Below are 22,012 nucleotides of genomic sequence, written 5' to 3' on the forward strand. Positions count from 1 at the left end.
ATCTCGAAGCGTGGAGAACGGCCGCCTCCGCTGTCCCGGAAAGAACCGCAGGTCAGCAGGTCGGGTGACCTGCGACGTTAAACGTCAAGCTCAGGGGCTGTCCGCCTTGAGGGCGGCGACCGCGGCGGCGGCCAGGTCGTCGAGATAGCCCTTGGGCAGCGGGCCCCGGACGACGGCGAGCCGCCAGTAGAGCGGGCCGACGATCAGGTCCAGCGCCCGGTCCGGGTCGCTGTCCGCGGGCAGCTCGCCGCGGGCCACCGCGTCCCGTACGACCATGGCGGCGATGCCCTGCTGCGGGTCCAGCAGGGCGGCCTTGATGGTGTCGGAGATCTCCGGGTTGCGGGCCGCCTCGACCAGCAGGTCCGGGATGACCTGCGAGGCGACGGGGTGGCGCAGGGCGTACGAGGCGAGTTCGAGCACGGCGCGGACGTCCCCGTACAGCGAACCGGTGGCCGGGGCGGGCATGCCCTGGGCCGCGACGGCGGAGACCAGGTCGAGGACCAGGGCCAGCTTGGACTTCCAGCGGCGGTAGACGGCCGTCTTGCCGACGCCCGCGCGCCGCGCGATCCCCTCCATCGACATCCGGGCGAAGCCCACCGCGGCCAGCTCCTCGAAGACGGCGCTGCGAATCGCGTCGGTGACGTCCTCACGCAGCACGGCGGCTCCGGCGGGGGCACGGCGGCGGGTTCCCGGGTCGGTGGTCATGGCCGAATCATAGTCCGTGACGACGGAACGGTTGCGTTGCGACGTGAATGCGTCCTACCCTCGGCGTTGCGACGATACGGTCCCGTTCCGTCGAACGTCGCTCCCTCCGCCCCCCGTCGAAAGCGATCGTGGTGAGCCAGACAGCAACCCCGCCGGCCCCGGCCGGCACCCCGGCCGGTGCGGCCCTCCCGGTGTACGCACCGGGCGAGCTCGCCGCGCTCGCCGCCCGGCACGGACTCACGATGAGCGGGGCCCGGCCCTCGCTGCCGGCGTACGTCCGGCAGCTCTGGGGGCGGCGGCACTTCATCACGGCGTTCGCCACCGCCAAGCTGACCGCCCAGTACAGCCAGGCGAAGCTCGGCCAGATCTGGCAGATCATGACGCCGCTGCTGAACGCGACGGTCTACTACTTCATCTTCGGCGTCCTGATGAACACCAAGCGCAACGTCGAGGACTTCGTCCCCTTCCTCGTCACCGGCGTCTTCATCTGGACCTTCACCAGCAGCTCGATCACCGCGGGCACCCGCGCGATCAGCGGCAATCTGGGGCTCGTGCGGGCGCTGCACTTCCCGCGCGCCTCGCTGCCGATCGCCCTGGCCCTGCAACAGCTCCAGCAGCTGCTGTTCTCGCTGGGCGCGCTGGTGCTGATCCTGGTGGGGTTCGGGCAGTTCCCCGAGCCGTCCTGGCTGCTGGCGGTCCCGGCGCTGTTCCTCCAGGCCGTGTTCAACACCGGCGTCTCCATGGTGGTGGCGCGGCTGGCCGCCCGGACGCCGGACATCGCCCAGCTGATGCCGTTCGTCCTGCGGACCTGGATGTACGCCTCCGGGGTCATGTGGAGCGTGGACACCATGCTCAAGGGCGACCGGGTCCCGCACTTCGTGCTGGTGATGCTGGAGTGCAATCCGGCCGCCGTCTTCATCGATCTGATGCGGTTCGCGCTCATCGACAGCTTCGGCGCGTCCCACCTCCCGCCGCATGTGTGGGCGATCGCGGCGGGCTGGGCGCTCGTGTGCGGCGTGGGCGGATTCGTGTACTTCTGGCAGGCGGAGGAGCGGTACGGACGTGGCTGATCACATGACCGACATCGACGAGCGGGTGCCGACCGTCGTCGTGGACGACGTCCACATCACGTACAAGGTGAACGGCGCCCGTACCGGAAAGGGCAGTGCGACCTCGGCGCTCAGCCGGATCGTCTCGCGCCGGCAGGCCCCCGGGGTGCGCGAGGTGCACGCCGTGAAGGGGGTGAGCTTCGCCGCGTACAAGGGCGAGGCGATCGGTCTGATCGGCTCCAACGGCTCGGGGAAGTCGACCCTGCTCAAGGCCATCGCCGGTCTGCTGCCCGCGACGAGGGGCCGGGTGCACACCCAGGGCCAGCCCTCGCTGCTCGGGGTGAACGCCGCGCTGATGAGCGATCTGACCGGCGAGCGCAACGTGGTGCTCGGCGGCCTCGCGATGGGCATGACGCGCGCCCAGATCCGCGAGCGCTACCAGGGAATCGTCGACTTCTCCGGGATCAACGAGAAGGGCGACTTCATCACCCTGCCGATGCGTACGTACTCCTCCGGCATGGGCGCCCGGCTGCGCTTCTCCATCGCCGCCGCCAAGAGCCATGACGTCCTCCTGATCGACGAGGCGCTGTCCACCGGCGACGCCAGGTTCCAGCGGCGCAGCAAGGAACGGATCATCGAGCTCCGCAAGGAGGCCGGCACGGTCTTCCTGGTCAGCCACAGCAACAAGTCGATCACCGAGACCTGCGACCGGGCGATCTGGCTGGAGGCGGGGACGCTCCGGATGGACGGTCCGGCGGACGAGGTCGTGGCGGCGTACGAGAAGTTCACCTCCGGCAAGAAGTGAGGCTCGCCTCCGGCGAGAAACTGGGTTCACCTCCGGCGAAAGACGGGGTTCACCTCCGGCGAGAGGCGGGGTGTCGCGGCGGGGGCGATAAACTCCCCTGCCGCACAGCGGGGTTGCACTCGAACCGCCGGAGGGGGACACATGCAGGACGGCGTGCCGGGACCGCTGCGGGCGGACGATCCGCGCGAGATCTCCGGCTATGCGCTGCGGGCCCGGGTGGGCGCGGGCGGGATGGGCACCGTCTACCTCTCGCACACCCGGGGCGGCCAGCCCGTCGCCCTGAAGGTGATCCGCCGGGAGTACGCGCAGAACGCGGAGTTCCGGGTGCGGTTCGCCCGTGAGGTGGCCGCCGCCCGCCGGGTCTCCGGGTACCACCTGGTGCCCGTCGTCGACCACGACACCGAGGGGCCGCGACCCTGGCTCGCCACCCACTACGTCCCCGGCCTGCCGCTGGACGCCGTCATCGGCGGGCACGGTCCGCTGCCCGTGGACGCGGTGCTCCGGCTGACCGGCTGCCTGGCCGGTGCGCTGGACGCCGTCCACGGCGCCGGGGTCATCCACCGGGACATCAAGCCCGGCAATCTGCTGCTCGCCGCGAGCGGCCCCTGGCTGCTCGACTTCGGGATCGCGCGGGCGGCCGACACCCGGACCCTCACCACGGCGGGGCGGCTGATCGGCAGCCCGAAGCACATGTCGCCGGAACACGCGCTGGGCAGGCCGCTGACACCCGCGTCCGACGTGTTCGCGCTCGGGCTGCTGGCCGCCGAGGCCGCCGCCGGGGAGCACCCGTACGGCCGGGGCCACGGCCTCGCGGTGGCCGCCCGCATCGCGGACACCGAGCGCGAACCCCCGAGGCTGGACCACCACCCGGAGCCGCTGCGCGGGCTGCTCGGGCGCTGTCTGGCGGCCCGGCCCGAGGAGCGCCCCGCCGCCCGCGAGGTCGCGGAGCTGTGCCGGCGGGCGCTCGGCGCGGACGACGAGCGGGGCCTGCGGGTCTTCAGCGGCTGGCTGCCGGACCCAGTGGCCTCGGCCGTGGCCCGGATCGAGGCGGCGACCCGGCCCCGCCCGTCCGCGTACACCCCCACGTACGTGCCGACCGTGCGCGACCCGATGGCCGCCGAATGGAAGCGCCGGGTCCGCCGAACTCCGTTGCAGGATCGTTGATTGACGGCCCAGAACTTGTCGTAGTCTCGTCCGGCACACTTGCAGTGATGAGCGGGGGAGGCTCCCATCAGTACCGGCACCGGCGACGTGCTCACACCTCTCGGCCCCCAGGACCCGCGCGAGATCGCCGGGTACCGGCTGATCGCCCGGATCGGCGAGGGCGGGATGGGCACGGTCTATCTCTCGCACACCCGGGGCGGCCAGGCCGTAGCGCTGAAGCTGATCCGCCGCGAGTTCGGCGACGATCCGGAATTCCGCCGCCGGTTCGACCAGGAGGTGCAGGCCGCCCGACGCGTGCAGGGGTACCACCTGGTGCCGGTCGTCGACCACGACACCTCCGGCCCGCTCCCCTGGCTGGCCTCGGCGTTCGTACCCGGCCTTGCGCTCCAGGCGGCCGTCGAATCCCACGGCCCGCTGCCGCTGCCCGCGGTCTTCCGGCTCGTCGGCAGCACCGCGCAGGCGCTGACCGCCATCCACGCGGCCGGGGTCGTCCACCGCGATCTGAAGCCCGGCAACATCCTGCTCGGCGCGACGGGCCCGTACGTCATCGACTTCGGGATCGCCCGCGCCGCCGACGCGACGCAGCTCACCGGCAGTGGAGTGATCGGCACCCCGCAGTTCATGTCGCCGGAGCACGCGCTCGGCGAACAGGTCGGCCCGGCCACGGACGTGTTCTCGCTGGGGCTGATCGCGGCCGTCGCGGCGACCGGACGACACCCCTACGGCGCGGGCGGGGCGCTCACCGTCGCCACCCAGATCGCCAACACCGCCAGCCGTCCGCCCCGGCTGGACGGCTACCCGGCCGAACTGCGCACGCTGCTCGAACGCTGCCTGGTCGCCGATCCGGCCGCCCGCATCACCGCCGCCGAGCTGATGTCCCTGTGCGAGCGGGCCGCGGGCGGGCCGCCACAGGAGTCCGGCAGCTGGCTCCCCGGGCCGGTCGCCGCAGAGATCGCCCGCCGCGAACAGGCCGCGCAACTGCCCCCGCAGCCGGCCGGCCCGGCGGCGCAGCCCACGTACCCGCCTGGCCCGCCGCTGTCCGGACCGTACGCCACCGGCATCGTGCCGCCCGCCGACCCCGTACCGCCGTACGGGCCGCCCGCCACCGACACGGCGCCGCCCGCCCACGCGACGAGCGCGAGCACCGGACCGTTCCCGGCGCACCAGCCGCCCCCGCCGGGCCAGGCGGCGACCAGCCCCGCCGCGCCCCGCCGCAGGCGACCGGCCCTGCTGATCGCCGCCGTGGCGGTCGCGTTCGCAGCGGGCATCGGCGGCACCCTCTGGGCGGTCGGCGACAAAACGGACGACGGGAACGACGGGAACAAGCAGAACGCCGACGGCAAGGAACCGGGACCGCGGCAGTCCCGGCAGACCGGCACCGGCGGTGGGTCCGCCACGCCGGACCCCGCCGGTTCGCCGTCCGGCACCCAGTCGAAGAACCCCGCGGCCCCCTCGTACACCCTGGTCTTCCAGGACAAACCGCTGACGCTGCGCACCCCGTCCGGCCTGGACCGGACGTATGTGGACCTGGACGCCCCGAAGGTGGACCCCACCGCGGAGATCGACTCGGAGGATCTCGAATTCAGCGCGGGGTACGACACCCTGCGGCTCGACCGGGCCCTGGGCAAGGCGAGCGGTGCCTCGCCCGAGGAATGCCGGACCGCGGCCGAGCAGAACCCGCTGCCCAGCTCGGTCCCCAGCGAGACGCTGGTCAAGGACAAGACCATCGCGGCGGGCGACCTGATGTGCAGCGTGACGTCCGAGGGCAATCTCGCCCAGTGGAAGATCGCCGAAGTCGTGGTCAACGACGACAAGGAGACCCCGACCTACGAGGGCTCGCTGACCCTCTGGAAGATCAACGGATAGCCGCCCGCCCCCACAGCCGCAGCAGCACCCGCTCCTCCTGCTCCCCGCCCGCCAGCAGCGCCGCAGCCCGTGACCAGGTGGCGGCGGGCAGCCCGTGGGCGGTGATCAGCCGGTGGAGTACGGGCGAGGGGCCCGGCAGCATCAGCAGTTCGCCGAGCAGCCGGGCGTCGGCGGGCGGCGCGTCGGTGGCCAGGACCAGATCGAGCGCGTCCGCACCGAAGCGCTCCACCAGGGCGAGCCCGTCCTCGCCCGCCGCGAGCAGCCACGGGGTGAGCCGGCCGCTCTGCCCGCCGTGCCGCTCCCGCTGCTCCACCAGCAGCCGCAGCACCCGCTCCCCCGCCGGGCCGGCGAGCAGCGGCAGCCAGCGCGGGCCCCAGGCGGTCAGGGCGTCGGCGGCGCCGGGCAGCCGTTGTTCGACGACGGCCGCGGTGACCGCGACCCGTGGTCCGAAGCGGACGCCGACGGTGAGGACGGCCTCCAGCGAGGGCGGCGCCAGCACCTCGGTGAGCGGGGCGAGTTGGGCCAGGGCGCGGCGCTGTTCGGGGCTGAGCCGCAACCGGTCGGCGAACTGCTGGGCGATCACCCCGAGTCCTTCGCGCAGCAGGGTCCGCAGCGCCTCGCCCGGGTCCGGGGCGGCGAGGATCATCGGGAGTTCGCGCCGGGCCCTCGGGTCGAGCACCGCCTCGGGCTCGGCGGCGTACAGATCGAGGAGCGCGGCGCGCTGCCGAGGGCTGCCGAGACCGGCCAGCAGGGGCAGCAGGGCCGGGGTGGCCAGCAGCGACTCCAGCACCGGGGTGGCCGTGCCGGGCGCGCCGAGCACCGCCTCGGTGACCCGGCGCCCCAGCCCCGTGCCGTCCACCGCCCAGTCGCGGATCTTGCCGGGGCGCTCCACCACATTGCCGACGACCCAGCCGAGCGCCTTGCCCCGGCCCAGTTGGAGCCGCGACCACTCCACGGCCGCCGCGGTGGCGAACGGGCCCGCCTGCTCGCTCTCGTAACCCCGCTCCTGGAAGGCGACGAGCACCTCGTCGAGCGGGCGCCGCAGCCCTTCCGCGTACCCGCCGAGGATGGTCATCGCCCGCTGGTCCAGGCCGAGTTCGTGGGCGTGGCGCAGTCCTTCGGTGCCGAGGGCGGCGAGGGCGGCGGCCGGGTCCGGGAAGCCGGCGACGATCTCGGCGATGTCGAGGTCGCCCTGTTCGGCGAGCCAGCGGGCGGCGAGCAGCGGATGCGCGCAGACGGTGCCCCAGTGCTCGGGGCCGGTGCCGAGCAGGGCGCGTACCGCGTCGGGGCCCGGGACCTCGGCGTCGGCGGCGATCCGCAGCAGCACCCGGGCGTCGACGGTGCCCGCCGGGTCCTGGGCGGCGATCTGGACCCAGCCGAGGCCGAGGGCGCCGAGGTGTTCGGGCTGGCGCAGCCCGTCGAGGAGCATCCGCCACATCTGCGGGGTGTAGCGGGCCAGGAGGTCCAGGTCGTCGCCCTGGAGGTGCGGGCCGAGCAGTTCGAGCAGTTCGGGGTCCTCCAGCCGTCCGGCGAGGAACTGGAGGCTGGGCGCCGGGATGTCGGAGAGCACCTCGACGAGCGTGTCGTCCATCGAGGCGACGGCGGCGGCGAGCCTGGCCGGGTGGACCTCGGTGACGGCGGTGCACAGCCGCCCGTACAGACCGACCCGGCGGATGCCGGGGCGCTCGCGCAGGGCGTCCTCCATCGGCAGCGCCCCGGCCGCGACCGGACGGTCCGGGTCGAAGACCGTCGCGAGCCGGGTGGCGACGGGGAGCAGCCGGCGGGCCGCCTCGTCGTAGAGGTCCTCGGCGGCCGGGCCCAGCAGCGCGGACATCAGGCAGTCGCGGAAGACGGAGCCGGGGACGCCGGACAGGGCGGCGACCAGGCGCCGCATCCGGGCCTCGTCGAGCAGCCGGTTCTGCTTGCGCATGCCGGGGGCGTTCTGCCGGGCGCGCACCGCGACGAGCAGTTCGGTGTTGGTGCCGAAGCAGTCGGTCATCTGGTCCAGGAGCTTGCCGCGCTGGCGGGGCGGCAGCTGGTCGGCGCCGCCCAGCGCCAGGGTCCAGCCCGCCGCGAAGGTCCGCCGCCGCATCGCCTGGCCGCCGACGCCGCCGAGGAGTTCGGCGGAGTAGGCGTCCATGTCCCGGTCGGTGAGGTAGGGCAGCTGGTCGGCGGGGCGGCCCGCGATGCGCGGTACGGAGCCCGCGAGGTCGTCCGGGTCGACCCGCTGGGCGCGCCCGCCGCGCACCGCCTCGATCCGCCGCAGGTCCTCGCCCCCGATCCGGCCCGCGACGACGAGCCGGGCCCGGGGCGCGGCGGCCGCGGCCCGGCAGACCTGGGCGGCGAAGTCCTTGGGGTTCAGCAGCACCCAGCCGGCGCCGGAGAGCAGGGTGGCGGTACGGGTGCCCAGGCGCCGCTGCTCGAACGCGGCCAGCGCGATCACCTTGGGCCCGTGGTCGTGGAGCAGGCCCAGGCGCAGCACCTCGGGGTTGATGTCGAGCCGGTTGCCGCCGCCGGAGCCCTGGGCCGCGTCGTCGTACACGAGCAGCGCCTCGGCCTCGGCGAAGTCGCGCACGGCGCGGGCCTCCTCCTCGTGCCGGGCGGCGCGGGCCAGGGTGTCGGCGAGCTGACCGGGGCGCAGCGCGGGCACCCGCTGGAACCCGGCGGCCGAGAGATAGCCGCCGAGGTCGGCGGGGCCGTGCACCGGGCCCCAGGCGGCGGGCGGCAGTCCGCAGGCCATCCAGCCGGCCAGCCGGGTCAGGGCCCGCAGCTGCACCTCCCGCCAGCGCACCGCGGTGTCCTGGCCGGTGGCGGAGGCGGGCGGCAGGTCCTCGCCGAGCAGGAGCGCGCTGGGCAGTGACATGCCCTGCGGCCCCGGCATCCGGCCCTCGGACGGTACGTAGCCGTGCCGGCCGAGGCCGACGAGGGCGAGCGAGCCGGAGTTGAGGACGAGGTGGTCCGGGGAGAGTTCCAGCGGGGTGAATCCGGCGCGTGCCATGTCGTCCAGGGCGCGGCCCAGCGGGACGAGGGTGTGCAGCGCCTCGGCGGGGGTCCAGCGGTGGCCGGCGGCGAGCATGGTGTCGAGGTCGTCGCGCTCGCGCAGCGCGTGCAGCGGTACGGAGGAGGCGCCGGGCGACCAGGCGGTGACGAGGGCGGGCGGCAGCCCGGGGTGGTCGACGATGTCCAGGAGGGCGGGGGTGACGGGGCTGCCGGCCGCGAGGAGGGCGGCGGCCCTGCCTCGCTGTTTGCGGTTCGGGAAGACCCGCAGCGCGCCGTACGCGTCGGCGTCCTCGTCCTTCACCAGCCGGGTGGCGCGGACGGCCGCGGCGCCCGAGGAGCGCAGATGGCCGGGGCGCAGCTGGACGGTGTGCGGCTCCCAGGTGCGCCCGGAGCGGCCGGGGATGCGGGTGAGCAGCCCGGTGAGCGTGGCGTTGGCTCCGACGCGGCGGGACATCGCGTTCATCGGGGCTCTCCCAGGGTGCGGAGTGCGGACTGCAGGGCCGTGGCGCTGCGGGCGCGGGCGAGGTCGATCCGGACCCGGTCGACGGTGGCCAGCCGGAATTTCTTCGCCGACAGGCAGGTGGTGAGGGCGTTGGTGAGGATCGGCCCGTAGCGCAGACCGGCGATGTAGCGGCGGGACGGGGCGCTGACGTCGAAGTCCTCCGCGTACAGCTCGCGCGCCTGCCGGTCGGTGAGCCTGCGCAGCGCGGCGGCGTGGGCGAGGGTGGCACCCAGCATGTAGATGTCGAACCGCTCGGAGGCCGGGGCGAGTTCGGAGGGTTCGTCGGTGCCTTCGGCGGAGGGCGGGGCGTAGGCGCTCGTGGTGGTGCGGATGCGCTCGCCGATCTGGACGGCGGCGTCGTAGTCGATGAGCACGTACCGGGCGGGCGGTCCGAGCACGAGGATGTTCTCCGGCTTGATGTCGGCGTGGATCCAGCCCTTGGAGTGTTCGTCGCCGTTGTGCCGGTCGGCGTGCAGCGCGGCCAGGGTGTTGCACAACTGCTCGGCCAGGTCCAGGAGTTGATCGGGCTTGAAGCGGCGGTGCGATGCGGCCCGCTCGTCGATCTCCTCCTGGAGGGTGCGCGAGATGCCGCCGTGGTGCCCGATGAACTGCTGCACGAGGAAGCTCTCGTAGGGCACGTCGCCACTGCGCTGTCCGTCGTGTCCGCCGTTCGCGAGCAGGGAGGGGGACGGCTGGGACTCGACGCTGATCACGACGGGGCACTGCTGGGTGAGCTGGGCGGCCTGCCGGGCGGCCCGCAGCCCCTGGTCCCGCTGGTTCTTCTGCTCGCCCAGCGCCCGGTGGACGCTGCGCGGGTCGTCCAGGTCCGTCCGTGACCACCACATGCCCTTGATCACCACGTCGCCGCCGGACCAGCGGTCCTCGGCGAGCACGGCGTACCCCTGGCCGGCCCCGGCGAGGAGGCGCTTGGTGCGGAAGCGGCCGTCCTCTCCGTAGCTCTCGGGCAGCCAGGCCAGCCGGGGCGAGCCCAGGTTGTCGGGATGCTCGGCGTGCACCCAGCCGGGGCTGAATCCGCTCACTCGGCCTGCTCGCTTCCGTTGCTGATCCGCAGCCGTACGGTGCCCGGCCCCAGGTGGAGTTCGTCGCCGTCCTCCAGCGCGTACGGCGTCCGGGCGGCCAGCCTGGCCGTGCGCGGCAGCCCGTCGAAGTCGAGCTCCGGGTTGAGGAAGGAGGCGTTGTTGTCGGGCAGGTGCTCGGCGAGCGGCCTGCCGTCGTCGTCGAGGAAGATCCGCAGATGGGCCCGGCTGATCTCGGCCGCCCGGTCGGCGCCGAGCCCTTCGGTGACATCGGTGGTGCCGGGGCGGCTGCGCGAGGCCCGGCCCAGCATCAGCCCCTCCGGCGGCACGGTGACCGTCGTACGGACCGTGTAGCCGTGCTGCACGGTGACCTGGACCGGCCCCGCGTCCAGCCCTTCGGGCACCGGCGGTTCGACGACGACCTCGATCGCCTCGTAGCCGCACGAGCGGCAGAACCAGCGGCTGCCGTCCTTGTTGACCTGGCGCGGCAGCAGCACCGTGCCGCCGCGCAGACAGGTGCCCGCCGGGTCGGTGCACCGGAAGCGCTCCTCGGCGTCCTCGCGCAGCAGCCCCGCCTTGTTGAGCTTGTGGAGCCGGTCGCGCTCGATCTCCTCGTCCGTGGCGACGCCGAGGTGGCGCGGGCTGAACACGACCCGGCCGTGCACCCAGCGCACCGACCAGACCCGGGAGTTGTTGCCCTGCAGCCAGGAGTGCTCCCGGCGGGCGAAGCGGAAGTTGTCGCTGGAGACGATGGCGGCCCCGAACTGCGCGGCGAGCGCGAGGATCCGGTCGTCGGCGTCCCCCTGGTGGACTTCGAGCCATTGCTCGCGCTCGGCCTGCTTCACCAGCTGCTGTCCGTCGAGGAACGGGCGGACGGTGGCGTCGAGCACCGCGATCGCGGAGCTGCCCGGATGGTCACGCAGCCAGCCGTCCCGCGCCTCGACGACCCGGGAGAACGGCCAGGGCTTCTTCCGGGTCGCCGCGACGTTCGAGGCGTCGATGATGACGCCGGGCACACTCACCGCGGCCCCCGGCCGGGCGGCGGCGCGGTGGGGGCGTCGGGCGGAAGGGTGGGCGGACCACCGTACGTACCGCTGCCCCTGTCGTACATACCGCCACCACTGCCGTACGCGCCGCTCCCGCTCCCGCTGCCGTACGTGCCGCTCCCCTCACTCCCTCCGCTCCCGTACGTCCCGCTCCCGTACGTTCCACTTCCGTACGCGCCGCTCCCGTACGCGTCGTCGCCGCCGTACTCGTCGTCATCGTCGTCGAGGCTCTGCTGCCGGCGCCGGGCCCGGATCTCGTCCGGTGTCTCGACCGGGATCTGCTGGAACCACTCCCGCTTGGACTTCGTGGAGCTGCGGCTGGACGCCGCACGTGCCTCGTTCGCCACGTCCTTCGGGTCGAGCCCGTCCCGCAGACCGCCGCTCGCCCGCTGGTAGGCGGCGGCCAGATCGGGGTCGGGGATGCGCCGGGCCCGCCCCACGCCCTCCTGGTAGATCTGCTCGCGCTCCGCCTTCGAGGCGGCCGCCGCGATCCGGCCGCTGATCTCCCGGTCCAGTTCGATGGCATCGATCTGCCGCTTGAGGTCGGGCTGGAGGATCGGCGACATGGGGTTGTCGACCGTGCGCAGCGCGATCTGTCCGGGCGCGAGCTGCCGCGCGTCGCGCCCCGTGCCGATGGAGCCGGTCGCCTTCAGCACGGGCATCGGGCCGGCGCTGATCCGCTCGGGCGCCCGCAGCTTGAGCGCGTACAGCGGCTGCCCTTCCTCCCCCGCGCCGATCGCGCCGAGCTTCAGCCGGACCCGGCTGGGCCGCCGCCCGCCGCCGTCCGCGAGCGCGCCGTCGACCCGGCGGCGGGTCGGGTCGAGCTGGTAGACGCCGAGCACCGGGAAGCTCGGGTTGATCTCCAGGGACAGTTCGCCGCTGCCCGCCACGACGTCCCGGCCGAAGGCCGCGAACCTGGCCGTGATCTGCTTCATCGCCTCGGCGGCGCCCGCGCGGGAGGCGACGTGCTCGGGCAGCCCGGTCGGCGCGAGGCGTTCGAGGAGCCCGAAGTCGGCGCCCGCGCCGATGCCGATGACATCGGTGTGCAGCTCGCGGTCGGCGGCGTCGCGGGCCAGGGCGGCCAGCCGGCCGGGGTCCGTCTCGCCGAAGTTCGGGATGCCGTCGCTGAACAGCACCACGCGGCGCGAGGCGGCCCGCTGCTGGTCGAGCTGCTGGTACGCGCGTTGCAGCGCGCCCTCGATGTTGGTCCAGCGGCGCTCGTCGTCGATGTTGCCGTTCCACCGGCCGCGGCGCTGGAGCTCGCCCGCCGTGCCGGAGAAGCGCAGTCCGGTGTTCTGCGCGAAGGTCAGCACATCGACGTGGGCACCACGCGGCAGTGCGGCGGCCAGCTCCCGCACCCCGGCCTCGGCGACCTGTTTGCGGCTCGCGTCGTCGGGGTTGTTCGGGTCGGCGAACTCGTCGGTGCTCGAATCGGCCCTGATCTCCATGGAGTAGCTGTCGTCGACGGCGATGACATAGGCGACGCCCTCGACGACTCGGTCGCCGCGGCCCAGCTCGCGCGGGGCGATCAGTACGGTGAACTCCTCGCCGAGGTGCACCTCCTGCCGGTCCGCGGTGATCTTGATGTCCTCGGTGGTCATCAGTCCTTCGCCTCCCCCACCGCGCACACCAGCGCGGTCGCGTTGTCCCAGCCGCCCAGAGCCTCCGCCCGTTGCACCAGCGCGGCGGCGAGCGCGGGTGCGGTCGGCCGGCCGGACGCGTCCAGCTGCGCGGTCAGCTCCGCGAGCACGGCACCGAACCACCGGTCCCGTTCCGGTTCGGTCGCCCCGTCCGACGCGAGCAGCAGCAGATCCCCGGGGGCGACCCGGAACGTCCGGTGGGCCCAGCGGGCCGTACCGCCGCCGAGGAAGGAGACGAGCTGCGACTCCTCGCCCTCGGCGTCGGCGGTGACCCGGAGCCGTTCCGCGAACCCGGTGTGCGCGGGCGTCAGCTTCCATGCGGCGTACGGGATTTCATTCGCCGGTACGCGTACCGGCCGGATCAGCCAGGCCTCGGCGTCGCCCACCGAGACGACGGACGCCGTGCCGTCGGGCCGCACGGTGGCGAGGACCGCGGCCGCGCTGCCTTCGGCGGTGGCCCGCCCCACGGCGGCGTCCAGCTCGGCGATCAGCTCACCGGGCCGGAACGCCTCTCCCGGGACCGGATCACCGGGCGCCGCGTCGCCGCCCGCGCCACCGCGCCCGCTTGCCGCCTCCTCCAGCCGCCACCGCCGCACCGCCTGCTCCAGCGCCGCCCGCGCGGCCGTGCCGCCCGAACCGTCGCCGTCGCCGGTCACCCCGTCGAAGACCGCGCACCGCAGCACCCCGCTCGGCCCGGCCAGCGCCCCCGAGGTGTCCTCGTTGTCGGTGGCCGGATCGCCCTTGGCCTTGCGCGAGCCGACCGCGCTCTCCCGGTAGCAGAGTGCGGAGACCCCGCCGGGCGCACGCCGGTCGAGTGCCTCGTGCAACGGGGCGAGCCCGGCGGCGACCCCCTGGCGCAGTTCATGGCCGAGGAGCCGGCGGCAGACCGCGTCCAGCCCCGGCGGGAAGCTCCCGGCGAACACATCGAGCATCTGGAGCGCGTCCCTCAGGTCCAGGCACGGCCGTTCGGCCACGGCACCCACCAGCGCCCGGACCAGCGCCCGCCGGTCCCTGAGCTGCGGCGCCCCGTGCTGCGTGCCGTCCCGGCGCCCACGCGGCCGGATCCGTCCGTCGAGGTCGTAGCGGGGCAGCGCGGCCACCTGCCAGCCCTCGTACGCGTCGTGCCGCACGGATTCGGCGACCAGGGTTCCGGGCCCTGCCAGATCGAGCGCCGAGTCCACCGCCCGCCACAGTCCGGGCAGGGCCGCGACGAGCTCCTCGCGGTCCAGGCTGTGCGCCTCGACCACACTGTCGCGCAGGGCCGGGGCCAGCGCCTCCGGCCACTCCACCCTGATCTCCGGCAACGCGACGGCCCCGAACTCCGACGCGGCACCGTACCCGGACGCGGCCCCGCGTTCCGGCACGGCACCGAAGCCCGGCGCCGCGCCGAAGCCCGACACGGTGCCGGGCGCCGACACATCCACGGACTCCGGCACACCCGCCCCCGGCCCCGACGCCCCCGACCCCGACCCCGGCACACCTGATTGCGGCACACCCGGCCCCGGCACACCCGACTCCGGTACTTCTGCGGGAAGTTCCACGCTCATGCCCCCCTCGCGCCCCCTTGATCACGCCCGCCCCCGGCACGCCGGCGACGGTCCAGTACATGCCGCAGGACACCCGCCTGCTCCGCCTTCGCCAGCTCGGCGCTCAGCCGGGCGATCTCCGCCTCGGCCCGCTGGGCCCGGTCCTGCCAGTGCCACACCACCTGGGCGACCTCGTCGCGGGCCGCCCCGATCTGCTGCTCGGCGTACTCCTGGGCGCGCCGCGCGGCTTCCTGGGCCCGCTGCTCGCGCTGCGCGGCCCGCTGCTCGGCGGCCTGCGTCCGCTCGCGCAACTCCGCCTTGGCGGCGGTGAGTTCCCGCTCGGCGCGAAGGGCTTCGGCCTCGGCGGCGACCCGGACCCGGGCCCGCTCCTCCTCCTGCGCGCGGTGCAGCAGGGCATCGAGATCGGGGCCCTGCCCGACCGGGAACACCCCAGCCCGTCCGGGCTCGGCCGCGGTGTACGGCTCGGGGTCCGCGTACAGCTCCGCCACGGGGGTCGCGGTGCCGACGGGCGGTTCGGCGAGGGCCAGCGGCACGAGCCGTACGGTGAGCGCGGCCGGGTCGACCACCGTCACCGGCCGCCAGCCGCTGAACCCGTCCGTGGCCGCGCCCCCTTCCCCGTCGTCGCCCCGCACCACCGCGACCCGGCAGCCCGAGCCGAGCACCGCCTCCGCCCCGTCGACCTGCGCCCACAGGGTCTCCCCTGCGGTCAGCAGCGAGGCGGCGACCTCCGGGGAGGGGACCGGAACGCCGTACGGACGCGGAGCCGCAGGCGGCGGCGCGGAGGGCGGTGGCGGTGACGCGCCTCCCGCCACCGGTGTCTCGTCGGCGAAACTGCCCCAGCCGTCGTCCCCACCTGCATCCCCACCGACATCCCTGCCGACGTCCCCGTCGCCGCCCGCCCCTGCGGGGGCATGGCCGGGCGGTGGTGGCGGAGGCCGCCCCGACGGCGTCTCATCGATGAACGAACCCCACTCCGACACGCAAACGCCCCCACGTTCTCGTCCCTGCCGTCCCACGGCCGCCCGTCCGACCGCGTCCCTGCCGGAACTCCGCGACCATCGAGGACGTCAATATAGTTGCACCACATCGGTCTTAACATGCCGTCAGCTTCCGAACAGAGACTTCAGAAGTACTTCGACGGGACTTCCGGGAAGGCGATCTCGATGGAGGACCACCTCACCACCGACTTCAGCGCGGCCTGTTTCCTGGTGGATCTGTCCAACGTCGTGCGCAACCACACGCTGGGCGAACCCGGTGCGCGCTCCCTGCGCCGGCTGCGGCTCCTCGTGGACGCCGCGAAGAAGCTCGCCCGGGATCCGGACGTCAAGCTGTACCTGGTCGCGGACGCCAGCCTGCGGCTCGGCGGACGCCGGGAGTTCACCGATCCCGCCGATATCCGGCTGCTCGGCCGCTGGGTGGACGACGGCCTGGTCGAGGAGCTGCCGGACGCCGACGACCGCCTGCTCGAACTGTGCGCGTACACCGGCATCCCCGTCATCACCGGCGACCGATTCCGCGGCCACCGCGAATCGCACCCCTGGCTCCAGGGCAATACCGACGACTTCCTGGAGCCGGTCCCGGCCGATGGCGGCAAGGTCCGGCTGGTCCCCGTCGACATGGGGGTGGCCAGCGCGCTGGACATCTCCAGGAAGATGGAGGAGGACGTGCTGAAGAAGATGGGGCTGCTGGGCCCGCACCGCACCCCCCGCTTCGACGTGGTCAGCCGCAACTGGCGCTGTACGGACCGCCGTTGCACCCTCTACGACACCCACAAGGGCAGCGCCGCCCTGTTGCCCCGCGTGCTCAGGGGCGTACCCCACTGCCAGAGCCACGGCACCCCGCTGGTCGACGACGGCCCGCGCACGGCGACCGTCCAGCTGAAGCTCCTGGTGGAGGGCGACGTGAAGGCCCGGTTCACGCTGGAGGACGGCACGACGGTGAAGGTCGGCCGGGCCCCCGGCAAGGGCGGCATATCCCTGCACGACCTGGTTCCCGAGCACCGCACCGCCGGCCTCAGCCGCGCCCACGTCGAGCTGCGGGTGACCGGCGGCATCGTCCACGTACGGGACCACAGCACCTACGGCACCCGGTGGCGTTCGACGGCCGGCAGATCGGGTCCGGGCCCGTGGAAGAAGCTCGGCACGGCCGAGCGGCAGTACCACGGCGGGGACGAGCTCCGGCTGGTCGAGGGCGTGATCCTGGCCCGCAGCGGCCGCCGCTTCCCGACCGAACTGGCCCAGGAATGGCAGCGCCGCCAGCCGCCCCCGCCGGAGGCGGCAGCCGAGACCCGCATGTACTGACGCCCCGCACCGCGACAACGGAACAGCCCGCACCGTGACAACGGAACAGAGGGGAGGCGGCCACCGGACCTCCGGCGACCGCCTCCCCTCACCTACCGACTACCAGCCCTCGACCACCGGCTACGCGTGCGTACGGAGCAGGGTGCGCATCGTCCGCATCGCCACCGACAGGTTCGCCAGGTCGAACGCGTCCGACCCCTGGATCTCGTCGAGCGTGGAGCGGGACCGGGTGAGGATCGCCGCGTTCTTCTCCTCCCACGCCTTGAACCGCTCCTCCGGCGTGGAGGTCCCGTTGCCGACCGCCAGCACGTCCGCGGTGAGCGCGGCGTGCGCGGCGTACAGGTCCTCGCGGATGGAGGCGCGGGCCATGGACTGCCAGCGGTCGGCCCGCGGCAGCTCGATGATCCGGTCCATCAGCTGGGTGATGCCGAGCCGGTCCGCGAGGTCGTAGTACACCTCGGCGACGGCGAGCGGGTCCTTGCCGGTGCGCTCCGCGATCGCCACGATGTCCAGCGCCGGGAAGGCGGAGGAGAATCCGGCGACCCGCTGGGCCAGCTCGCCCGGGACGCCCGCCTCGGTGAGCTCGTCCAGGATCGACTGGTACCAGTCCAGGTCGGTGCCCATCAGCATCTTGGGCAGCTCGGCCCAGACCTTGTCGACGCCCTCCTTGAAGAAGTCGACCGTCGCGGCGATCTCCAGCGGCTGCGGCCGGTTGCCGAGCAGCCAGCGCGAACCGCGCTCGACGAGCCGGCGCGAGTGCAGCCGGATCCGGGTCTGCACATCGGCGGCGACCTCGTTGTCGAGCGCCTCCACGGCGTCCCACACCTGGCCGAGGCCGAAGATCTCACGGGCCGCGAACTGGGCCCGCACGATCTCCTCGATCGAGGCACCGGTCTCTTCCCGCAGCCGGTGCAGGAAGGTCGAACCACCGCTGTTCACGGTGTCGTTGACCAGGACCGTGGTGATGATCTCGCGCCGCAGCGCGTGCCCGTCGACCGCCTCGGGGAACTGCGCGCGCAGCTGCTCCGGGAAGTAGGCGTGCAGCAGCTTCTGCAGGTGCGGGTCGTCCGGCAGGCTGGTCCGGATCAGCTCCCGGGCCGCCGTGATCTTGGTGTACGCGAGCAGCACGGCCAGCTCGGGCTGGCTGAGCCCCTTGGAGGTGTTGAGCAGCTCACGGATCTGACGGTCGGCGGGCAGGAACTCAAGACCGCGGTCGAGGTCGCCGTCGCGGCCCAGCCGGCGCATGAAGCGCTGGTGGGCGTGGAGCAGCGAGGGCGACTGGGCGGTGGCGTTGGCGAGCGCCACGTTCTGCGCATAGTTGTTGCGCAGCACCAGACGGCCGATCTCGTCGGTCATCTCGGCGAGCAGCTTGTTGCGCTGCTTGACGGTCATGTCGCCGTCCCGGACCAGGCCGTTGAGCAGGATCTTGATGTTCACCTCGTGGTCGGAGGTGTCCACGCCGGCGCTGTTGTCGATCGCGTCGGTGTTGATCCGGCCGCCGCCGCGGGCGAACTCGATCCGGCCGAGCTGGGTGGCACCGAGGTTGCCGCCCTCGCCGACGACCTTGGCCCGCAGGTCCTCGCCGTTGACGCGGATCGCGTCGTTGGCCTTGTCGCCGACGTCCGCGTTCGACTCGGCGGAGGACTTGATGTACGTACCGATGCCGCCGTTCCACACCAGGTCCACGGGGGCCTTGAGGATGGTCTGCATCAGCTCGGCGGGCGTCATCTTGGTGATGCCCGGCTCGATGCCGAGCGCCTCGCGGATGTGCGCGTTGACCGGGATGGACTTGGCGCTGCGCGGGTGGATGCCACCGCCCGCGGAGAGCAGGTCCTTGTTGTAGTCGGCCCAGGAGCTGCGCGGCAGCTCGAACAGCCGGCGGCGCTCGGCGTACGAGGTGGCGGCGTCCGGGGTCGGGTCGATGAAGATGTGCCGGTGGTCGAAGGCGGCGACGAGCCGGATGTGCTCGGAGAGCAGCATGCCGTTGCCGAAGACGTCACCGGACATGTCACCGACGCCGACGACGGTGAAGTCCTCGGTCTGGGTGTCGTGGCCCAGCTCGCGGAAGTGCCGCTTGACGGACTCCCAGGCGCCGCGGGCGGTGATGCCCATGCCCTTGTGGTCGTAGCCGGCGGAGCCGCCGGAGGCGAAGGCGTCGCCGAGCCAGAAGCCGTACCCGACGGCGACCTCGTTGGCGATGTCGGAGAAGCTCGCGGTGCCCTTGTCGGCGGCGACGACCAGGTAGGTGTCGTCCTCGTCGTGCCGGACGACGTCGACGGGCGGCACGACCTCGCCGGCCACCATGTTGTCGGTGATGTCGAGCAGCGCCGAGATGAAGGTGCGGTACGAGGCGATGCCCTCGGCCATCCAGGCGTCACGGTCGACGGCCGGGTCCGGGAGCTGCTTGGCGACGAAGCCGCCCTTGGCGCCGACCGGCACGATGACGGTGTTCTTCACCATCTGCGCCTTGACCAGGCCGAGGATCTCCGTACGGAAGTCCTCCCGCCGGTCCGACCAGCGCAGACCGCCTCGGGCGACCTTGCCGAAGCGCAGGTGCACACCTTCGACGCGCGGCGAGTAGACCCAGATCTCGAAGGCCGGCCGGGGGGCCGGCAGGTCCGGGATGGACTGCGGGTCGAACTTCATCGAGACGTAGCCGTGCGGCTTGCCGTCGTCCCCGCGCTGGAAGAAGTTGGTGCGCAGGGTGGCCTTGATGAGGACGAGGAAGGACCGCAGGATCCGGTCCTCGTCGAGCGAGGCGACCTGGTCCAGGGCCCCGTCGAGCTCTTCGAGCAGGCCGTCGGTCAGCTCGGTGCCGGCGCTCTGGCGCTCCGGGGACATCCGGGCCTCGAAGAGCGAGACCAGCAGCCGGGTGGTGTGGACGTTGTTGCGGAGCGTGCTCTCCATGTACTCCTGGCTGAACGGCGACCGGGCCTGGCGCAGGTACTTCGCGTAGGCGCGCAGCACCATCGCCTGGCGCCAGTTCAGGCCGGCGCCCAGCACCAGCGAGTTGAAGCCGTCGTTCTCGGCCTCACCGGTCCACACGGCGGCGAAGGCGTCCTGGAAGCGGTCCCGGGCGTCGTCGGCGAGGTAGTTGCCGTTACCGGTCGCCTGCGGCATCCGGAGCCCGAAGTCGTAGATCCAGGCGTGCGTACGGTCGGCGCAGCGCAGCTCGTACGGGCGCTCGTCGACGACCTCGACGCCGAGCTGCTGGAGGGCCGGGAGCACGGCGGACAGGGAGACCTGCTCGCCGGTCCGGTAGATCTTGAAGCGGCGTTCGCCGGGGGCGGCGCCGACCGGCTCGTACAGGCTGAGGGCGAAGTCCTTCTCGTCCTTCTTGAGCGCTTCGAGGTGGACCAGGTCGGCCACGGCGGAGCGCGGCGTGTGGTCGGCCTTGTAGCCCTCGGGGAAGGAGTGGCCGTACTGGCGCAGCAGCTCGGCGGCGCGCTCCTCGCCGCATTCGGCGCCCAGCGCCTCCTGGAAACCGTCGGCCCAGGAGCGGGCGGCCTCGACGAGCCGGGCCTCGATGCGGTCGGCCTCGGCGTCGGTGAGGTCGGGCAGCTCGGTGCCGGGTGCGACGCGGACGACGAAGTGCAGCCGGGAGAGGATCGACTCGGTGTTCCAGGCGGTGAAGTCGACGCTGGTGCCGCCCAGTTCCTCCTTGAGGATGTCGATCAGGCGCAGCCGCACACCGGTGGTGTAGCGGTCGCGCGGCAGGTAGACGATCGCGGAGTAGTAGCGGCCGTACTCGTCCTGGCGCAGGTAGAGCCGCAGCCGGCGGCGCTCCTGGAGGTACAGCACGGAGGTGACGACGGAGCGCAGCTGGTCGACAGGGGTCTGGAAGAGCTCGTCGCGCGGGTACGTCTCCAGGATCTGGAGCAGGTCGCGGCCGTCGTGGCTGTTGGGCGAGAAGCCCGCGCCCTCCAGCACCTCGGCGACCTTGCGGCGGATGACGGGCACCCGGCGCACGGACTCGGTGTAGGCGGCGGAGGAGAACAGGCCGAGGAAGCGGCGCTCACCGATGACGTTGCCGTCCGCGTCGAACTTCTTCACCCCGACGTAGTCGAGGTAGCTGGGGCGGTGGACGGTGGAGCGGCTGTTGGCCTTGGTGAGGACGAGGAGCTTGCGCTCGCGGGCCTTGGCCCGGGCGTCGGCGGGCAGCCGGTCGAAGGACGGGCTGACGGGGTGCGCCTCGTCGACGCTGTGGTGCGGGTCGGAGCGCAGGATGCCGAGGCCGGTGCCGGGGACGGCGGCCAGCGAGTCGGTGTCCTTCAGCTCGTACTCGCGGTAGCCGAGGAAGGTGAAGTGGTCGGCGGCGAGCCAGCGCAGCAGCTCCCTGGCCTCGTTGACCTCTTCGTCGCCGAGGTCGTCGAGCGGCTCGCCGGGCAGGTCGTCGGCGATGCGCAGCGCGGCGTCGCGCATCTTGTCCCAGTCCTCGACGGTCTCCCGCACGTCGGACAGCACGCGCAGCAGGTCGGCGGAGATCTGCTGGAGGTCGGCGCGGTCGGTCTCGCGGTCGATCTCGACGTGGATCCAGGACTCGACGAGCGCGTCGTGCGGCAGCTCGGTCTTCTTGTCCTCGGCGCCCTTGCGGCCCGTGGCGATGCCGTTGCCCTCGGCAAGTACCTCGATGAGCTTGCCGGTGACGTCACGGCGTACGACGACCTGCGGGTGGATCACGACATGGATGCCGCGCCCCTGCCGGGACAGTTCATTGGTGACGGAGTCGACCAGGAACGGCATGTCGTCGGTGACGACCTCGACCACCGTGTGGCTGCACGTCCAGCCGTTCTCCTCGACGGTCGGGGTGTGCACCCGGACGTTCGCCGTGCCCTGCGGACGCGTCTCGGCCAGCCGGTAGTGGGAGGAGGCCGCACCGAAGACGTCCACGGGGTCGCGGCCCGCGATGTCCTCCGGGGCGGTGTGCAGGTAGTAGCGCTGGAGGTAGGAGAGGAGCACGTCCTGTCCGGGGCGCTCCTGCTCGGCCCCGGTGGCCGCGACACGCACCCGGGAGGTTCCGCCCGGGCCACCGACACCACCGCCCGGGCTGCTGTCAGCTACCTGCGCCGCCCGTGCGAGCAGCTCGGCCTTGGCTTCGTCCAGCTTGGTCTGCATGTCCTCTGGCTCCTGTCGCGCGCCGTTGCGTGACGTAGGTGGAAAAGACGACGTACCGCCACGACACGGGGTATCCGGTCTGAGTCGACGCTATGCCGCTATGAGAGACGCCCGGGGCCGAATCGTCCATTTTTGACATTCGGCCGGGGCTGGGGGAATCAGCGACGGCCCGGGTGCTGTGGCACTCCGGGCGCAGGCCGGGGGCTTCGCTGCCCCCGAGGCGTATCGCGCTGATC

The 22,012-nt window shown here is 73.1% G+C and carries 13 protein-coding genes; 5 read left to right on the top strand and 8 right to left on the bottom strand.

Annotated elements, in window-relative coordinates; all coding sequences use genetic code 11:
* Positions 1–90 precede the first annotated feature (90 nt).
* Positions 91–705, bottom strand: coding sequence for a TetR/AcrR family transcriptional regulator (locus ACFYY1_RS40240; protein WP_388594819.1), 615 nt, complete (start codon positions 703–705; stop codon positions 91–93).
* Between the two features lie 128 nt (positions 706–833).
* Here ACFYY1_RS40240 and ACFYY1_RS40245 point away from each other — a divergent pair, with 128 nt between their 5' ends.
* The 4 genes from ACFYY1_RS40245 (at position 834) to ACFYY1_RS40260 (ending at position 5,589) form a co-directional block, all read left to right on the top strand.
* Positions 834–1,775, top strand: a complete 942-nt coding sequence (locus tag ACFYY1_RS40245) for an ABC transporter permease (protein ID WP_388594821.1) — start codon at positions 834–836, stop codon at positions 1,773–1,775.
* Positions 1,776–1,779: 4 nt separating this feature from the next.
* Positions 1,780–2,559 (top strand): ABC transporter ATP-binding protein, encoded by a 780-nt coding sequence (locus tag ACFYY1_RS40250; RefSeq protein WP_388594862.1) that lies wholly within the window; start codon positions 1,780–1,782, stop codon positions 2,557–2,559.
* Between the two features lie 141 nt (positions 2,560–2,700).
* Positions 2,701–3,723, top strand: a complete 1,023-nt coding sequence (locus ACFYY1_RS40255; protein WP_388594822.1) for a serine/threonine-protein kinase — start codon at positions 2,701–2,703, stop codon at positions 3,721–3,723.
* Between the two features lie 87 nt (positions 3,724–3,810).
* Positions 3,811–5,589 (top strand): protein kinase, encoded by a 1,779-nt coding sequence (locus ACFYY1_RS40260; protein ID WP_388594824.1) that lies wholly within the window; start codon positions 3,811–3,813, stop codon positions 5,587–5,589.
* Here the strand turns inward: ACFYY1_RS40260 and ACFYY1_RS40265 are convergent.
* From ACFYY1_RS40265 to ACFYY1_RS40290, 6 genes are all read right to left on the bottom strand, one after another.
* Positions 5,579–9,052 carry a hypothetical protein gene (locus ACFYY1_RS40265; protein WP_388594825.1) on the bottom strand — a complete coding sequence of 1,158 codons (3,474 nt, stop codon included), beginning with the start codon at positions 9,050–9,052 and terminating at the stop codon, positions 5,579–5,581. The genes ACFYY1_RS40260 and ACFYY1_RS40265 overlap by 11 nt on opposite strands.
* Positions 9,049–10,131, bottom strand: a complete 1,083-nt coding sequence (locus ACFYY1_RS40270; RefSeq protein WP_388594827.1) for a hypothetical protein — start codon at positions 10,129–10,131, stop codon at positions 9,049–9,051. The genes ACFYY1_RS40265 and ACFYY1_RS40270 overlap by 4 nt, the downstream gene beginning before the upstream one ends.
* Positions 10,128–11,150: a hypothetical protein gene (locus ACFYY1_RS40275; RefSeq protein ID WP_388594829.1), complete on the bottom strand. Its 1,023-nt coding sequence runs from the start codon at positions 11,148–11,150 to the stop codon at positions 10,128–10,130. The genes ACFYY1_RS40270 and ACFYY1_RS40275 overlap by 4 nt, the downstream gene beginning before the upstream one ends.
* Positions 11,147–12,775, bottom strand: a complete 1,629-nt coding sequence (locus ACFYY1_RS40280) for a VWA domain-containing protein (RefSeq protein ID WP_388594831.1) — start codon at positions 12,773–12,775, stop codon at positions 11,147–11,149. Before ACFYY1_RS40280 ends, ACFYY1_RS40275 begins: the two co-directional genes overlap by 4 nt.
* Complete coding sequence (locus ACFYY1_RS40285; protein ID WP_388594833.1) at positions 12,775–14,250, bottom strand: SpoIIE family protein phosphatase; 1,476 nt, start codon at positions 14,248–14,250, stop codon at positions 12,775–12,777. The genes ACFYY1_RS40280 and ACFYY1_RS40285 overlap by 1 nt, the downstream gene beginning before the upstream one ends.
* A 107-nt stretch (positions 14,251–14,357) precedes the next feature.
* Positions 14,358–15,341, bottom strand: coding sequence for a hypothetical protein (locus tag ACFYY1_RS40290; RefSeq protein ID WP_388594834.1), 984 nt, complete (start codon positions 15,339–15,341; stop codon positions 14,358–14,360).
* 117 nt (positions 15,342–15,458) lie between these two features.
* Between ACFYY1_RS40290 and ACFYY1_RS40295 the strand changes: the two genes are divergently transcribed.
* A complete protein-coding gene (locus ACFYY1_RS40295; RefSeq protein ID WP_388594836.1) occupies positions 15,459–16,661 on the top strand; it encodes an FHA domain-containing protein in 1,203 nt (400 codons plus the stop codon).
* 120 nt (positions 16,662–16,781) lie between these two features.
* Here ACFYY1_RS40295 and ACFYY1_RS40300 read toward each other — a convergent pair whose 3' ends face one another.
* Entirely contained in the window at positions 16,782–21,776 is a 4,995-nt protein-coding gene (locus ACFYY1_RS40300) for an NAD-glutamate dehydrogenase (RefSeq protein ID WP_388594837.1), read from the bottom strand.
* Positions 21,777–22,012 lie beyond the last annotated feature (236 nt).

The organism is Streptomyces sp. NPDC001890, from assembly GCF_042891445.1.
In the GTDB taxonomy this organism is placed as follows: domain Bacteria; phylum Actinomycetota; class Actinomycetes; order Streptomycetales; family Streptomycetaceae; genus Streptomyces.

Bases quoted from the DNA above. Each gene is read 5' to 3' on its own strand.
- ACFYY1_RS40240 (WP_388594819.1), bottom strand. From the start codon at position 705: ATGACCACCGACCCGGGAACCCGCCGCCGTGCCCCCGCCGGAGCCGCC.
- ACFYY1_RS40255 (WP_388594822.1), top strand. From the start codon at position 2,701: ATGCAGGACGGCGTGCCGGGACCGCTGCGGGCGGACGATCCGCGCGAG.
- ACFYY1_RS40295 (WP_388594836.1), top strand. From the start codon at position 15,459: ATGCCGTCAGCTTCCGAACAGAGACTTCAGAAGTACTTCGACGGGACT.
- ACFYY1_RS40250 (WP_388594862.1), top strand. From the start codon at position 1,780: ATGACCGACATCGACGAGCGGGTGCCGACCGTCGTCGTGGACGACGTC.
- ACFYY1_RS40265 (WP_388594825.1), bottom strand. From the start codon at position 9,052: ATGAACGCGATGTCCCGCCGCGTCGGAGCCAACGCCACGCTCACCGGG.
- ACFYY1_RS40300 (WP_388594837.1), bottom strand. From the start codon at position 21,776: ATGCAGACCAAGCTGGACGAAGCCAAGGCCGAGCTGCTCGCACGGGCG.
- ACFYY1_RS40280 (WP_388594831.1), bottom strand. From the start codon at position 12,775: ATGACCACCGAGGACATCAAGATCACCGCGGACCGGCAGGAGGTGCAC.